Genomic DNA, 16,311 nt, shown 5'->3' with positions numbered 1-16,311 from the left:
AAATAAAAAGAAATGAATAAAAAGCGAGTCTTAATTATTGATGACGATCCTCGAAATATTTTTGCGTTGGTAAATACGCTTCGAGCTAAATCATTTGATTGTTTATCGTGTTTAAGCGCCGAAGAAGCCATAAAACTGCTGGAAACTGATGAAGTTATCGATGCTGTTTTAATGGATATGATGATGCCTGAAATGGATGGGTATGATGCAATACCAATAATTAAAAAAATACCATCACGCAGAGATGTATTAGTAGTTGCAGTTACGGCGCAGGCCATGACCGGAGATAAAGAAAAATGTCTTGAAGCCGGAGCAGACGACTATGTATCTAAACCAATTGATGTAGATAAATTGCTTAAGGCATTAAGCAAAATTTGAATGTATTATGATAGAAGACATTGAGTTAGAAACCCTTATAAATGATATTTACGAATATTATGGTTTTGACTTTGGAAGTTATTCCAGAGCTTCTTTAAAAAGGCGCGTAAACAGAATTTACCATTTAGACGGATTCAAAAATTTCTATGAATTTCTATCTAAAGTGAGGTACGATGCCGATTATTATAAAAATTTGATTGACGAAATTACGGTAAATGTTACAGAGATGTTTCGTGATCCGCATTTTTATAAAGTAGTCAGAACCGAAATATTGCCATTATTAGCCACAAAACCTTTTATACGTTTATGGCATGCCGGCTGTTCAACCGGCGAAGAAGTGTATTCGATGGCAATTTTATTGAAAGAAGCCGGACTTCTTCATAAAGCCTTGATATACGCAACAGATATAAATTCAAAAGTTCTGGAAACAGCCAAAAAAGGAATTTTTCCGTTGCGCGCTATGAAAGAATATTCAGAAAATTATCGCGAAGCCGGAGGGTTGGAAGATTTTTCGAATTATTATATTGCCAATTATGGTGTTGCAAAGTTTAATGCAGATTTGGCTGAAAAAATGGTTTTCTCACAACATAATTTAGTTTCAGACACTTCATTTAATGAGTTTGATTTTATTTTATGCCGCAACGTGTTGATTTATTTCGACAACGATTTGCAAAAAAGAGTTATTAATTTATTCGACGAAAGTTTGTCAATGTTAGGTTTTCTGGCGTTAGGAACTAAAGAAACAATAAAATATTCTATATCTACAACTAAATACAAACAGTTAGAGAAAGAAAAAATATGGAGGAAGATCAAATAATACCAAAATGTAAAGTAGTTATTGTTGGAGGATCAGCGGGAAGTCTGAATGCATTATTGCAGATTTTACCTGATATTTCGGCACTAAATGCGTTTGCCCTGGTAATAGTACTTCACAGAAGAAGCACAGATGATTTAACTTTAGAAGAATTACTAAAACTAAAAACAAGAATAACCGTAAAAGCCGTAGAAGATAAAATGCCGCTATTGCCGGGCTTTATTTATATTGCACCATCAAACTATCATTTATTATTTGAAAAAGGTGAATTTCTTGCCCTTGATACTTCAGAAAAAATAAATTACAGCAGACCCAGTATCGATGTTTCTTTTGAATCGGCTGCAGAAGTTTACGGAGATACCTTAGTCGGAATTCTACTATCAGGTTCTAATTCTGACGGAACCGAAGGTTTAAAAGCAATTAGCAAAGCAGGGGGCGTAATTATAGTTCAGGATCCCGCTTCTGCAGATATGCCTTTTATGCCAAATAACGCTATTGTAAATACAACTCCCGATTTTATATTAGATGTTGACGGAATATTGAAATTTATACTTTCTGTAAATAAATAACTTCTCTTAAAGATTATCATTCGGTAACAATAGTTTAAACCCAATCTGAGTTTAAATCGATAAAATTGCAAATTGTTTTTTTAGAAAGACTTCAAAAACAAATCAAGAATTCTTCATTTGCAAAAAAGATTATCCATGATTTCAAAAAGTATATTTCCATCTAAAAAAAGCATTTCAATATTTCTTATTCTATTTGTATTCTTCATCAATTTTAGTATTTCAGCACAAAAAAAGAATCTCGAAGGCGTTCAGGTTGCTTTTTTGTCTGATGTACATTTACAGGATCTTTTTGGGAAATTTTCAGACAATGACTATCGAGGTATTTTAAATCCAAAAACCGGAAAATATACTTTGATGAGAACTATGGCTTCTCAACTGCATTCTACCAGAATATTCAATGAAAATTACTTTGCCTTTATTGCCGCTTTAGAAGATATCGCAAAGCGAAAAATTAAATACGTCGCGCTTCCGGGTGATTATACAGATGACGGACAGCCAATTCACGTTCGCGGTTTAGAAGAAATCTTAAATCAATACAGAAAAAAATACAACATAGAATTTTTTATTACAACAGGAAATCACGATCCCGTTGGACCTTTTGCACAAGAATCAGGTAAAGAAGATTTCTTGGGAAATGAAGGTAAAAACCAGCCCATTTATAGCAAAATCGACTTATATAAGCCGAATTTAAAGACTGAACAGCCTGTAGTTGTAACAGCCGATATTGCTAAAATGGGTTATTTAGGAATTACAAACGGATTAAAAGATTTTGGTTTTTATCCGGACAAAAAATACAAATTCTGGTCGACGCCTTTTGCAACGTACAACAGTCAGGATTATAGTTTCGAAAAAGCTTCTCAAGCTGCTTTGCTATCAAACAGAGTTTATAATGTGGCGCCAGGCTATGAAGTTCCGGACGTAAGTTATGTCGTAGAACCTGTTGACGGACTTTGGCTAATGGCGATTGACGGAAACGTTTATATTCCGAAGAAAGAAGCAACGGCAGACGCCAAAGATCCCAAAAATTACTCAGAAGCCAGTACAGGTTACAACAATGTGCTTTCAAACAAAAAACATCTTATAAAATGGGTCGAAGAAATTTCGGCGCAAGCCAAACAACAAGGCAAAACATTAATAGCATTTAGTCATTTCCCGATGATTGATTTTAATGATGACGCTTCCGCGGAAATAAAAGAGCTTCTTGGCCCAAACAAATGGCAATTAAACCGCGTTCCGGTCGAAGAAGTTGCACAGGTTTTTGCAGATGCGGGACTTAAAATTCATTTTGGCGGTCACATGCACATTAACGATACAGGAACGCGCACTACGGCAAAAGGAAATACGTTGGTGAATGTTCAAACGCCATCTTTGGCGGCGTATATTCCGGCATACAAATTATTGACGATTAAAAAAGATAATTTGGTTGATATTCAAACCATAACAATTGATAAAGTCGAGAGATTCGACGAACTTTTCGATTTGTATAAAATGGAATATCAGTTTTTACAAAATCAAAAAACAAAAGATATTTGGAATATCGACATTCTAAAAACCAAAAACTATCATGATTTTACTGATTTCCATTTGAAAGAATTAGTCCGTTTACGGTTTTTAGCAGATGATTGGCCAGCAGCTTTTAAGAGTTTTATTTTGAATGTTTCCGGTGAAGATTTATTCACTTTAGCTAATATGCAATCCGATAAAGATTTTGATGTTATTCTCAAAAACAAAGAAACTTTTCAAAAACAATGGGAAGAAGCTCAACTTAAAACAACCAAAATTCTAGCCGAAAACAAGCTCAAAAAACAAGATTTGAACTGGGCAGGGTATGATTTTCTGGTAGATTTTTATCGTTTCAGAAGTGCCGATGAATTGGCTTTAGTTGATGTTGGAGAAAAAAGAGCGAAAGTTTATAAGGTACTTTCAAATTTGTTTTTCGAGAATCATAAAGATGATAATGCAAAAGAAAAACCTTTGCAAAACCAAATGCGATTGTTTTTGATAATCTTCAATAAATTCATGCATGAAGTTCCCGCAGATCATTTTACTGTAGATTTGAAAACTGGGGATATTAGCCGCAAAGAGCGCTAGGGTTTCTTACTTGCATTATGTTCAGCAAACGCAAAGCTTAGAACGCTGATAACACCGATTCGCTAAAGCGAAAACGCTGATTTAAACGGATTTTTTTCTCATTTTAGGTCATTGCGAGGAACGAAGTAACCACACTAACAAACCGAAAAGTTTGATTTTGCAAATGTGGTTGCTTCGTTCCTCGCAATGACACACCTTGTCGTAGTTAGTTAGCAAAATAGAATATAAAAAATCTGCTCACCCGAGCGATAGCGAACAGGCGAAGCAATCTGCAAAATCTGCGTGAAACAAACAAAACGCTTTTAATAAACAAAAAGTTCGCAAAGCTTTCTAAATTAAAACTTTGCGAACTTTGCGTAAACCTTTGCGAACTTTGCGGTTAAATTTTATCTAGACTCAAAACTATTTTCCTCCATTAACCGGATTTACTCTCACATAAGTCCCATCATCGTATTTAACTTGATAAGGCGAATTGAAAAACGTGCTTGGTAAATAATAATCAGTAGTAATAACTTGCGCTCCTGATTTTTTAGCCGCTTCAAAATGCGTGTAATCATTTGCTCGGGCTTCTTTAGTATCAGAGTCGGCTCTGGTGCGAATTATGTATCCTTTTTTAACTAAATCAGCAATAGCAGGATCTTCAGCATTGTTTCTGAATAAAGTCGCAGCCTCCGGTTTTCCAGGTTCTGCATTGATAAAAACCGCGCGCCCTTTTAGTGAAGGGTGATTCAAAGCATACAAATCTCTTTTGGCTCCGTTGTTATCTAAAATAAATAAAAACTTTCCTCTGGCTTTTTTTAATGTTGGCCAATTATTGTTTAAAACCGCTTCTTCCAGCGTTTTGTATTTTCCACGCACCATATCCGGTGTAATTAGTTTATTTCCTAAACCTTTTCGAAGTTCCTTATCTAAAGCATCGAACAATTCAGGTGTAAATTTCTCTGCTTTTGTACCTAAATAACTATCGTCATCTTTTGGCTCCAGCGTAATAAAAACCGGAACGTGATCAGGATTTGCGTCAGACCATTTTTTTAGTTCTGCAAGACAGCTTTGAAGCGTATAAGTGGAAGTTCTAAAGTCGATATCAATCATATGAAAAACTTTAAAACCCGGTTTTTTCATTTCTCCGTTTGGGTCATAAGCTTCTTGCGATTTTGCGAGATCCAAACCTTTTGGATGTGCAAATTTCCCGCCTTGATCATCACCCTGAACATCAATCTCCAGACTTCTTAAGCCCTTATTTAATTGGTCTGTAAGAGGAATATGCGTGTATTGTAAACCTTTTAAAGAACGTGTAGTGTCTTTCGCCTGAATCAAATTGAATAAATCAGGTTCAATGGCGTGGCGATAACTATTATGAGAGCCGATAACTTGTAATTGATTTATTTTTAAATCATCGCTTTGAGCATGAGAATTATAAGTTACGGCAATAGTAATTAATAATGTAAACAGAATTCGTTTCATAGATTGAAGTAAATAGGAATTAATAAAAATAGAGTGGGGACAAGACAAGTGAACTTTGTCGTTTTTTGAGATTACTAAATTAGAATCAAGATTTGATTTTTGTGTTACATAAAAAAAAAGAAATCGCAAAGTGAGTGTCATTTCGGCTTAAAAAAGTAGTATTAATAAAACAAATACAGGCATTCCTTAATTTAAAGATAACCTTCAGGAAAAAAACAATGGTACAACATTTTATTATTTTACATCAGCAAATCCTACCAAAATAAACTATGAATACACCTGAAATCTTTGAGAAAACGTATACTGAATACTGGAAAAAGCTGAATGCTTTTTCGTATACGATGACTCAGGATAAAGACTTGGCTCAGAACATTGTTCAGGATGTTTTTATTGATTTGTGGGAGCGAAAAGACGAACTCAATATCAATGCAATTGAACCTTATTTGTTTCGTGCGGTAAAAAATCAGGTTTTCAAACATTACCAAAATAATAAGTTTGATAAGACGGTTCTCGAGGATAAATTTGAAGATTATGTAATTGATCATTTTGCGACAATTGATCCCGAAGTTTTAGAGGTTCTCTATTCTTTATTAGACAAACTTCCGGAAAAAAGAAAAGAAGTTTTACTGATGTACAAAATGCAGGATATGTCGATTGATCAAATTGCTGATGAACTCGGAATTTCTAAACAAACCGTTAAAAATCAAATTTCTTCCGGATTAAAACAATTGCGTGAAGGCCTTAAAGACGTAGCGTGGATGGCACCAATAGTTATTTTTAGTCATAATTTTTAAGATAACTTTCTGTTAATGGTTTCATAATATTTCCGGATAGTACGATTTTATGATTCTTGTACTTACTTGTAATAATAAGTATTATGATAAAGAGAATCAAACACAGTCTGGAACGCCTACTTGACAAAAGTTCCCGAAATAAAACATCAAGAGCAGAAGAAGATCTGTTGAATAATTTTGCATTAAACGAATATCAGAATTCAAAATGGGACGATGCTTCTATGGGAAATTCAGACGAAGTTTCTAAAAATATATACGAAGGAATTCAACTTCGAATGGGTAAGAAAAAATCTTTTCCGTATTTAAAATATACAGCCGCTGCCAGTATTCTTTTTCTTGTTGGTTTAGGATTTTTCTATAAACCAAGTATTGCTAACGAAAAGCAATTAACATTTAAAACATCAGATGCCCCCAAATCTATCAAATTAAGTGATGGCTCGAAAATCTATCTGGCAGCAAATTCATTATTTCAATATCCTGAAAAATTTCTGGGAGACGAAAGAAAAGTTTCGCTTTTAAAAGGAAATGCTTTTTTTGAAGTAGCAAAAGATAAAAAACATCCCTTTATCATTCAGTCAGGAGAAATTAAAACTAGAGTATTAGGAACTTCATTCCATATTCAGTTATCAAAATCAAAGTGTGAAGTTATTGTCGTAACTGGAAAAGTAAATGTTTCTTCAAAAGGGCAAAGTGTCGATTTAGTACCGTATGAAGAAGCATTGTTTTCTGGCGACAAACTAACCAGACTTCCTGTAGATAAAGCATTTGTAATTAATTGGTATACCACTGATATTACGTTAAATGAAACCACACTGCAACAAGTAATTACCATTTTGCAATATAAGTACGGAGTAACATTCGAATTCGAAAATAAATCGGTTCTGACGGTTCCTGTTACGGTGTTTATCGAAAAAAACGCCTCTTTAGAAAGTATCTTAAAACAAATAAATTATATCACAAACTTAAAATTTAATGTATATGACAAGATAATAAAAGTGAACTAAAAAACAAAAAGCAGTTGCTGAGAACAACTGCGATTAATAATTAAGTATCGAAAAACCAACAACTTAAATCATGTATTTTAAACGAATCAATTTAAATCTTCTAAAAGGAATTTTCTTTTTAGCCCTGGCGTTACTGACCGTTCAAATTGGTTACAGTACAACCCATTACAAAAAATCAAATGTAGATAATAAAATAGAAAAAGCAACATTGGTTTCTATTTTTTCGAAATTAAGCCAAAGAACTGATTACAAATTCAGTTACGGACAAGCAATTATCTCTGATAATACGGTTTACACGGTGAATTATACTAACGAATCTGTAACTGTAATTTTAAACGACCTTTCTAAAAAAGCGAATTTCAATTACAACATCAACGGAAAATTAGTTTTAATTCAGAAAACTGCTCCTTCAAAAATTTCAGAATCAGCAGAAAAAATTAGAGCAAAAGGAAAAATTGTAGATGAAAACGGTGTGCCAATGCCAGGTGTAACAGTTTTAGAAACAGCTACAAAAAATGCAACAACAACTAATTTTGATGGTGAATTTGAACTTTCAGTAACAGAAGGTGCAACAATCGAAGTTTCATACTTAGGTTATAAAACCAAAACAGTTGGAGCTCAAAACAAGTTCATGACGATTCAGTTAGAGCCAAATACATCAGAATTGAGCGAAGTTGTGGTTGTAGGTTATGGTAAGCAATCTAAAAAAGATGTAACCGGAGCCGTTACGCAACTAGAAGCTGCTAATTTTAAGCAAGGTGTAAATGTTTCTGTAGATAATTTACTGCAGGGAAAAGTTGCGGGTGTTCGTGTTGTTAATACAAGCGGAGAACCTGGAGCAGGTGTAAATGTTACCATTCGTGGAGTTGGATCTATCAGAAGCGGAAGTACACCTTTGTTTGTTGTTGATGGTATGCCATTGTCTAATGATGATACAAGTCCGGCAGGTACTAATGTTGGTTTTGGAGGTTCAACAGCAAAAAATCCATTAAACTTTTTGAATACAAGTGATATCGAATCGATTACGGTTTTAAAAGATGCATCTGCTGCAGCTATTTACGGAGCAAGAGGATCTAATGGAGTTGTTTTGGTTACTACTAAAAAAGGATCAAAAGGCGAAGGAACATTAACTTTTGACTCTTATATGGGAGTTTCTTCTGTTGCTCACAAATTAGATGTTTTAGATGCAGGCCAATATAGAAACGCTATAAAAGATAAAGCATTTGATCATGGTGGAAACACAGATTGGCAGGATGTAATTTTTAGATCTGCGATCACTACCAATAACGCTTTGTCTTTCTCTAAACAAACAGAATCAGGAAATTATTATGCATCTGTTGCACAAATGGATCAGGAAGGAATTATTCATAACAGTAATTTCAAACGTCTTTCAGGTAGAATTAATGCTGCCGAATCATTTTTAGACAACAAACGTTTAAAAGTGAAACTAAATCTTACTGCGAGCCAGACTACAGATGATGGTGTTCCTGTAAGTGATGACGGTGGTTCTAACGGGCAATTGATCGTGCATACTTTAATGGCGAACCCAACAAGATCAGTTTTTGATGCTAACGGAAAGTACACAAACTTCAACATGAACGCACATTATAATCCTGCTTATTTATTAAGTATTTATGAGGATCAAACGCGTACACTAAGAGTTTTAGGAAATTTAGAGACTTCTTTCAGAATTATCGACGGATTAGAATATAAATTAAATATTGGTATTGATCGCTCTACATCAGAAAGAAATACCACAATTTATGCAAACCTTACCGATTTAAATCCAAAAGGTAAATATGCTCAGAACAATCTTGATTCAAAAAATTCATTGGTTGAGCATTATCTAACTTATAATAAGACACTAGATAAACATAAAATTGAAGTTCTTGGAGGATTCTCTTATCAAAAATTTGAAAGATCAGGAACAAGTTTCAGTATTGATGGAATTTCAGCGCAAGGAGCAGGTGTAAAACCATCTATTAATCCAGGTTTTGCAGGAACGCAGTCTGGTACAACAGGTTATGCTCAGGAAAACGAATTGCAATCTTATTTCGGAAGATTAAATTACACTTTTGATAATAAATATTTATTGACAGCTTCTATGAGAGCTGATGGTTCTACACGTTTTGGAGATAATAACAAATATGGTTATTTCCCTTCATTTGCTGTAGGATGGAATATTTCTAATGAAAATTTCCTGAAAGATTCTCAAACAATCAATAACCTAAAGCTTAGAGCAAGTTGGGGACAAACAGGAAATCAAGAAGTACCAAATAAACAAACTAAGGCAAGTTACTCTTTGGCTGGCCCGGACGGATATTATTTATATGATGATTTAAATCTTGTAAATGGTGTTTCTGTTTCCAGAACAGCAAATCCAGATTTAAAATGGGAAGTTGTTACACAATATAATATAGGTCTTGATTTTAATTTATGGAATGACAAATTTTATGGAACTGTAGACTATTTTAATAAAACAACTACAGATGCTATTTTGTATATACCTTCAACTCCTTTGAGTCAGACAAAATTTATCTGGACAAATATTGACGGTAAAATTGTTAATAAGGGTATTGAGATTACGCTGGGTTCTAAAATCATCGATAGAAAAGATTTCAGCTGGAATGTTGATGTGAATGGATCAACATTAAACAACAAAATTGAAAACTTACCGCTTTCAGAAATCTTAACAGGTGCTATTTCTGGTCCTGGACAATCAGGTGTTAATGCTAATATTTACAAAAGCGGTTATGCGGCAGGTTCATTCTATTTGTTAGAGCACACTGGTTTTGATCAAAATGGAGCAAACGTATTTAAAGACCAGAATGGAGACGGTAAAATTGATAACAGCGACAGGATTATTATTGAAGGAGCTTTACCAACTTTTTATTACGGTTTCAACAGTGATATGAGATATAAAAACTTTAGTTTTTCATTCTCAATTATTGGACAAACAGGCGGTTATTTGTTGAATAATACAGGATTGAATGCTTTAAACATCAATAACTTAGCATCAGATCGTAACGTGGCAACAGGATATTATGAGTCAGGAGCAAACCCAACAAACTCACCAGTTTTGTCTACGCTTTTCTTAGAAAAGTCTGACTTTATAAGATTAAATGCGGCACGTATAGGTTATAATTTTGATTTGAAAGGATTGAACTGGATTAATGGCTTAACACTGTATGTTACAGGAAATAATCTAATTACAATTACAAATTATACAGGATTTGATCCATTAGTAAATACTCCTAAAGCAACCGACGGAAACCAATCTATTGGAATTGATTACGCAGCTTATCCAACTTCGAGAACGTTCAGTTTAGGAGCAACTTTAAAATTATAAATTATGAAGACAAAGACATTTTTAAGCATAAAATTTTTAACATTATTCTCTTTTATTTTTCTTCTAAACAGCTGTACTGATCTGGATGAAGTTTTTTTAGATGAAATACCTGGAAATACAGTTTCAGATCCTGCGGGTTCACTTGCTGCCGCTTATGACAGATTGGGTGACGGAACTTTCGTTGATCACGGAGCCATTTTTGCCATGCAGGAATACACTACAGATGAAGCTATTTTACCAACTCGTGGAAGTGACTGGGGAGATGGCGGAAAATGGAGAGATATGCACGAATTTACCTGGAGCTCTACTAATTCAATCATTGTAGGTAACTGGGATTTATTAACAAATGGTATTACACGTTGTATAACAGCTATACAATCGGCTGAACAAAGTTCAAATCCTGAAAAGAAATTATTTGCTGCAGAAGCAAAAGCACTTATGGCTTTTTACATGTATACCACTTTGGATTTATACGGACAGGCTCCATATAAAGATCCAATGGATCCAAAAGCAACTTTACAAATTTTAAAAGCAGATACTCAAATAGATAAATTAATTACAGATGTTGAGGCTTTAATTCCTGATTTAGCTGATATTGGAACGCAGAGAACCTATCAGGGAAGATTTACCAAACAAGCCGCTTATGCTTTTTTAGCCAACATGTATTTAAATCGTGCTGTATTTAAAGATCGTTACAATGCGTCATCAAATTTCAATTTTAATGAACCTGCTGTAACAGGCAGCACAGGAACAGATATGGATCGTGTTATTTATTACACTTCTTTATTAATCGATTCAGGAAAATTTAGTTTAGAAAGTGACTTTTTCAAAAACTTTGCAAGAGATAACAATAATGGTAAAGAACTTATTTTCGCAATTTCCCAAAAAATAGATTACATCCGTAACGGTTCAAACAGTTTTGCTTATGTGTGCATGGAGCGTAACCAAAGAGCGTCTGCAGCAAACAGAGGAACAAATGCAGCTTGTATAACACCTGAATTCTATGCAAGCTGGGATGGTAATCATGACGATCCACGATTCGAACAACATTATCAATATGCTGATGGTACATGGTTTATGAACGATGGTACAGATGTAAGTGTTCCCGCAACCGATATTGTACCTAAAAGTAGCCCGGCGTTGCCTTGGTTCCATTTCAACAGAGGAATCCAGGCAGGACTTCAATACGGTCCAATATTATTACCTTCAGGATCTCTTGAAATGGTAGGTAACCGTATCAAAGTTTCTCCGTTATTTATGGAAAAAAGTACTGGTACAAGAATGAATTTTACCCCATCATTAACATTTGCAGATCCTACTAAATCTGTTTTTGCTCAAAATGAAATCAATCAGGGAGCTCGTGTTTTTAAATATGAATTTGATCCTGAAGGAGGAAACGGTAACAGTAATGTTGATATTCCGTTATTCCGTTTAGGTGGAATTTATACAATGAGAGCTGAGGCATATTTTAGAAAAGGAGCTGTAGGTGCTGCAATGGACGATTTAAACAAATTGCGTACAAGCAGAAAAAGAGAATCATTATATGCAAATGCTCCTGGAAAAGCGCTTACTGCTTTAGATTCAGAGCAATTGTATAAAGAATTAGGTTTTGAATTGTACTGGGAGTTACAAAGAAGACCACAAAGTATTCGTTTTGGAAAATTCGATTTAGCCGGAACTGCAAAAGCTGCTTCTCAACCTTTTAGAAGACTATTTCCAATTCCGCAAACTGTTATAGATCAAAAAGTGTTTAAACAAAATCAAGGATATAATTAAGTTTTTGTGTTAGTTTATTTTTTAAGTCAAAAGCCTGCTCATTAATTTGAGCAGGCTTTTATATTTATATTTAACACATAGAAACATAGTTTACATAGTAGAGAAAGTCGTTTTCACTTGTAATAAAACTCATAGCTCTGTACTTTTTCACAAAGCAACGCTATGAGTTTTATTACAAGTGAAACGCTTTTTTTCAAATTAAAAAATCTATGTTTCTATGTGTTAAAAAAATAAACACAACGTTTTTATTTCTCATCTTCAGGAAGAATTACCTTATTCATTTCCGCTTCTTTTTCGGCTCTTTTTTGGGCAGCTTTTCCTTTTCCTATTGGTATTCCTGCAGTTACATACAACGATCTGTTGTATTGATCCGGATATAAATCGCCTTTCATGACAGGAACTAATCCGAGATAATACTGAACGGTAATATTAAGGCCGTTTCCAACATTCATATGATAACCCGCACCAAATGCAATTCCGGCATCGATTACATGAATCTGGTCTCTGATATTGTGTTTGTAAACCACATCATCGCCATTGTATTCTTTTTCAAATTTATCAAAAGCTTTGGCTAATAATCCTAATTGTGGACCTGTTTTAAGATAAATATTATTTTTAAATTGATATTTGATTAAAATAGGAACATTAAAATACCGAATTTCCCGATTGACACTTCCACCGGCAAACGTATTATCTAAATTGGCATCATTTAACGAATAAACAGGTAATCCGTGCGCGCCCATTGGCGATTTTACAATTACGCCGGTATTAATCATCCAGGCCGGATTTTTTTTTGATCTTATATCGAAATAAAAACCAAGGTTAAATCCAACCTGAGTTCCTGAAGTATCTAAATTTGAAATAGTCGAAAAGTTAAGTCCTCCATCTAAACCAAATTCCAAAAAAGGCGAATTAAGTTTATCCCCAAAAAGTAATGAAATTAAAACTTGAGATTGTGCACTTGTCATGCAAAACAAAGTGCTAAGTATAAATAAACCTTTTTTCATGGTGATGAAGTTAAAGTCCAAAACGATACTGAACGCCACCTAAAACTTGCGTACGAGTGCCTAAAAAACCAGTTTCCAGCCTGAACATAATATGCTTATTGTATTGAAATTGTGTACCAATAATAAAATTCCACATATCTTTTGGCTTTTTTTGAAGCGAATATTGTACTGTAGAAGATTCGGCTGTACTTAAAGCACCGTCTAAAGTTGTTAAAAAATTTCCGGCACTTTCCAATGCTCTGTTTGCCGTATCGTGTTTCGCAACATTTACCGGATTTGCCTGTTGCGCAGGTGTCAAATTATCCCACCAGTTATCAACTTTGGTTTGATTTTCGGCTACTCTGGTAAAACCATTATCTACTTTTTTCCTGAGCTCCGTCTAATTGTAAAACGTCGGATAAGTTTATATTTCCCTTTGTGTCACCCGAAATATGCACTCTAAAACCACCAACCCATAAAGCTACATTTCTATCCGGTTTATGCAATTTGAAAGTTTTACCCAAACGGGGTCCGAATATATAAGAAAATGCAGGTTTGTCTAAAGCACTTACATCGCTCCAGGACATGTTCATATCAAGAGCCAGCCAACCGCCGCCAATACCAATAGTTGGCGTTAAACCAAGACCGAATGTTGTCGCACTAAAATTAGCCTTGGTATTAAAACTGGCAATTTGCGACCAGTTATTATCTGCGTCAGGAATCCAGATTCCTGCATTGATTTTGGTTGTTGGAGTTGCTTTTCCAAAAATCCCATACACATTTAAAAATGGAAGTAGCCAAATGTCTGGTCTAATAGTTATGGCACCGGCTTCAACAGAAGATTTGTCAAATCGTACAATTTCATCTAAATTAAACATCGGACCATTATTAAAACCAACATTTAAATTGCTTATAACAATTTCAGAATCCTGCCAAAAGTAATTTACCGAGATTCCGGCTGAATAAGGTAATTTGTATCCTTTTTGGGCTACTTTTTCTCCCCAAATAGGCAATGCATAGGGATATTTTTCAACTTTAAGACTGTCTTTGAGTTCTTTATTCTTTTCACCTATTATTTTTTCGGTGTAAACCTGACCGAAAAACTGTATACTAAAAAATAAAAAAAAGGCTGATATTAGTGGGTTATATTTCATTTGTCTGGAGTTTGATGAGATTAATAAAACTGCTTAAAATAAATAGGTAGTAATGTAATCTTAGGTTAATGGCTGATAATTATTATTTGAAATAATAGAAATAGATTTACAGGCGTGTAGTTTTTTATATGGTAATTATTGTTAAAGTTAACTAAAATTTTTTTCCATGTATAATTTTTTTCTAATATTATTCAATTTTTGATACAATAGAGCGCTTAAAATGAGGTAGATAGGTTATAAAAGAAAAAAAGGATAAAAGAGAAACGTTCTTTTGTCCTAGAAAAAAAGATTGCGCCTCAAAATAAAAAAAGCGGATATACTCAATTTAATTATATCCGCTTTCTTTTTAAGACTTCTCTAAATAAAATAAATTAGTGAAAATTAGTGTAATTCGTGGCAAACCATTTAAGCCACAATTTCTCCACCATTAATATGAATAAATTGCCCTGTAATATAACTGCTATCTTCGCAAGCCAGAAAAACGTATGCAGGCGCAACTTCTGATGGCTGACCGGCTCTTTCCATCGGATTATCTTTCCCGAAATCAGAGAGTTTGTCGAAACTTGCTACAATTAATGGTGTCCAGATTGGCCCGGGGGCAACTCCATTTACTCGTATTTTCTTTTTGGCTAACATTGTCGACAGTGATCTTGTAAAACTTACAATCGCACCTTTTGTACTGGCGTAATCTACAAGATGTTCACTTCCGCGATAAGCGGTAACCGAGCTTGTATTGATTATTGTATCGCCTTCTGATAATAGAGGCAATGCTGCGTTTGAAATATAGAAATACGGATAAATATTAGTTTCAAATGTTTTGTGAAGCTGTGTTGCCGTAATTTTTTCTAATTCGGTTTGAGGAAATTGTATCGCCGCATTATTTACCACAATGTTTAATTTCTTAAAATGAGAATGGCATTTTTTAACAGCCGATTTACAGAATTTTTCGTCTTTTAAATCTCCACTAATGAGCAAACATTCCTTGCCTTCTTTCTCAATCAGCGCTTTGGTTTCAAGTGCATCTTTATCTTCTTTCAAGTAAACGATTGCAATATTAGCGCCTTCTCTGGCAAAATGTACAGCTACGCTTCGGCCAATACCGCTGTCGCCGCCTGTTATAAACGCTACTTTACCCAAAAGTTTTCCGCTTCCAACATAGTTATCCCGTATAATTTCCGGTTGTGGATTCATTTGATATTCGTTACCTGGAAGATTTTGTTTTTGTTCGGGAAATTTCTTTGGTTTTTCTTTTTCCATGATCGTCAAATTTTGAGTCATTAATAATTCTCTAAAGTAGTCCAAATCTGAAAAAAAAGTTGACTGAAAAAAATCTAAAAATAGCCCTATAGATGCTTTAAAAGGTTGATAAATAGAGATTTTGTAATATTTAACAGAGATCATATAAGAGAAAAAAATAATATTGTAGTTACTTTTGGGAGACTTCAGAATATCCATTTTTAATTCAATAAAATCGATACCTAATAGATTCACAGAATAAATTTTAAACAAATAAATTAAAGAAAAAATGATACACCAAATCGATACCGCAGATAATATTGTTGCTTTTAGAGCATTAGCCGAAGTAACTAAAGATGATTTTCAACGAGTTGTAGTTCCTGCAGTTGAAAAATTAGTAAATCAATTAAATGAAATCAATTTTTTACTGGTTTTAGATACAGACTTAGAAAATTTTACTGCCGGTGCGTGGCTTCAGGATGCAATGTTAGGACTTAAACATTTAGGAAAATGGAACAGGGCTGCAATCATTTCAGATTCTGAAGAAATTATTTCGTTTACAAACGGTTTTAGTTATGTTGTTCCGGGAGAGTTTAAAGGGTTTAAAAAAATTGAATTTAATAAGGCCCTAAATTGGGTTGAAGGAAATATATAAGACTTCTTCAGGCAAGATTTACTTTTCTGAACAGTTATTAA

The 16,311-nt window shown here is 34.1% G+C and carries 14 protein-coding genes; 9 read left to right on the top strand and 5 right to left on the bottom strand.

From position 1 onward, the window contains the following. Nucleotides 1-12 precede the first annotated feature (12 nt). From EV143_RS05500 to EV143_RS05485, 4 genes are all read left to right on the top strand, one after another. Entirely contained in the window at nt 13-378 is a 366-nt protein-coding gene (locus EV143_RS05500) for a response regulator (protein WP_133506965.1), read from the top strand. Nucleotides 379-385: 7 nt separating this feature from the next. Continuing rightward, on the top strand, nt 386-1,195 hold the full coding sequence (locus EV143_RS05495) for a CheR family methyltransferase (RefSeq protein ID WP_133506964.1): 810 nt from the start codon (nt 386-388) through the stop codon (nt 1,193-1,195). After that, nucleotides 1,177-1,761 carry a chemotaxis protein CheB gene (locus tag EV143_RS05490; RefSeq protein ID WP_133506963.1) on the top strand — a complete coding sequence of 195 codons (585 nt, stop codon included), beginning with the start codon at nt 1,177-1,179 and terminating at the stop codon, nt 1,759-1,761. The genes EV143_RS05495 and EV143_RS05490 overlap by 19 nt, the downstream gene beginning before the upstream one ends. Before the next feature lie 135 nt (nt 1,762-1,896). Continuing rightward, the gene (locus EV143_RS05485; RefSeq protein WP_133506962.1) at nt 1,897-3,852 is read left to right on the top strand and encodes a metallophosphoesterase family protein; all 1,956 of its coding nucleotides are present in this window, start codon (nt 1,897-1,899) and stop codon (nt 3,850-3,852) included. Between the two features lie 402 nt (nt 3,853-4,254). On the opposite strand, the gene EV143_RS05480 is transcribed toward EV143_RS05485, so the two are convergent. After that, nucleotides 4,255-5,316, bottom strand: a complete 1,062-nt coding sequence (locus EV143_RS05480) for a phosphatidylinositol-specific phospholipase C1-like protein (RefSeq protein WP_133506961.1) — start codon at nt 5,314-5,316, stop codon at nt 4,255-4,257. A gap of 269 nt (nt 5,317-5,585) precedes the next feature. Here EV143_RS05480 and EV143_RS05475 point away from each other — a divergent pair, with 269 nt between their 5' ends. The 4 genes from EV143_RS05475 (at nt 5,586) to EV143_RS05460 (ending at nt 12,239) form a co-directional block, all read left to right on the top strand. After that, the gene (locus EV143_RS05475) at nt 5,586-6,110 is read left to right on the top strand and encodes an RNA polymerase sigma-70 factor (protein ID WP_133506960.1); all 525 of its coding nucleotides are present in this window, start codon (nt 5,586-5,588) and stop codon (nt 6,108-6,110) included. 83 nt (nt 6,111-6,193) lie between these two features. Further along, entirely contained in the window at nt 6,194-7,114 is a 921-nt protein-coding gene (locus tag EV143_RS05470) for a FecR family protein (protein ID WP_133506959.1), read from the top strand. Between the two features lie 70 nt (nt 7,115-7,184). Then, nucleotides 7,185-10,463 (top strand): SusC/RagA family TonB-linked outer membrane protein, encoded by a 3,279-nt coding sequence (locus EV143_RS05465; RefSeq protein WP_133506958.1) that lies wholly within the window; start codon nt 7,185-7,187, stop codon nt 10,461-10,463. 3 nt (nt 10,464-10,466) lie between these two features. Beyond that, on the top strand, nt 10,467-12,239 hold the full coding sequence (locus EV143_RS05460; protein ID WP_133506957.1) for a RagB/SusD family nutrient uptake outer membrane protein: 1,773 nt from the start codon (nt 10,467-10,469) through the stop codon (nt 12,237-12,239). Between the two features lie 245 nt (nt 12,240-12,484). Here the strand turns inward: EV143_RS05460 and EV143_RS05455 are convergent, their stop codons facing one another. The 4 genes from EV143_RS05455 to EV143_RS05445 form a co-directional block, all read right to left on the bottom strand. Then, nucleotides 12,485-13,246 (bottom strand): porin family protein, encoded by a 762-nt coding sequence (locus EV143_RS05455; protein ID WP_133506956.1) that lies wholly within the window; start codon nt 13,244-13,246, stop codon nt 12,485-12,487. Between the two features lie 10 nt (nt 13,247-13,256). Continuing rightward, nucleotides 13,257-13,544, bottom strand: coding sequence for a hypothetical protein (locus tag EV143_RS21750; RefSeq protein ID WP_243739799.1), 288 nt, complete (start codon nt 13,542-13,544; stop codon nt 13,257-13,259). 55 nt (nt 13,545-13,599) lie between these two features. Beyond that, complete coding sequence (locus tag EV143_RS05450) at nt 13,600-14,379, bottom strand: hypothetical protein (protein WP_243739798.1); 780 nt, start codon at nt 14,377-14,379, stop codon at nt 13,600-13,602. Between the two features lie 405 nt (nt 14,380-14,784). Continuing rightward, the gene (locus tag EV143_RS05445) at nt 14,785-15,636 is read right to left on the bottom strand and encodes an SDR family oxidoreductase (RefSeq protein ID WP_133506955.1); all 852 of its coding nucleotides are present in this window, start codon (nt 15,634-15,636) and stop codon (nt 14,785-14,787) included. 268 nt (nt 15,637-15,904) lie between these two features. Here EV143_RS05445 and EV143_RS05440 point away from each other — a divergent pair, with 268 nt between their 5' ends. After that, nucleotides 15,905-16,270, top strand: a complete 366-nt coding sequence (locus EV143_RS05440) for a SpoIIAA family protein (protein ID WP_133506954.1) — start codon at nt 15,905-15,907, stop codon at nt 16,268-16,270. The last annotated feature ends 41 nt before the right edge of the window (nt 16,271-16,311 follow it).

The organism is Flavobacterium chryseum, assembly GCF_004362015.1.
Lineage (GTDB): Bacteria > Bacteroidota > Bacteroidia > Flavobacteriales > Flavobacteriaceae > Flavobacterium.
This window is presented reverse-complemented; position numbering and strand designations above follow the sequence as displayed.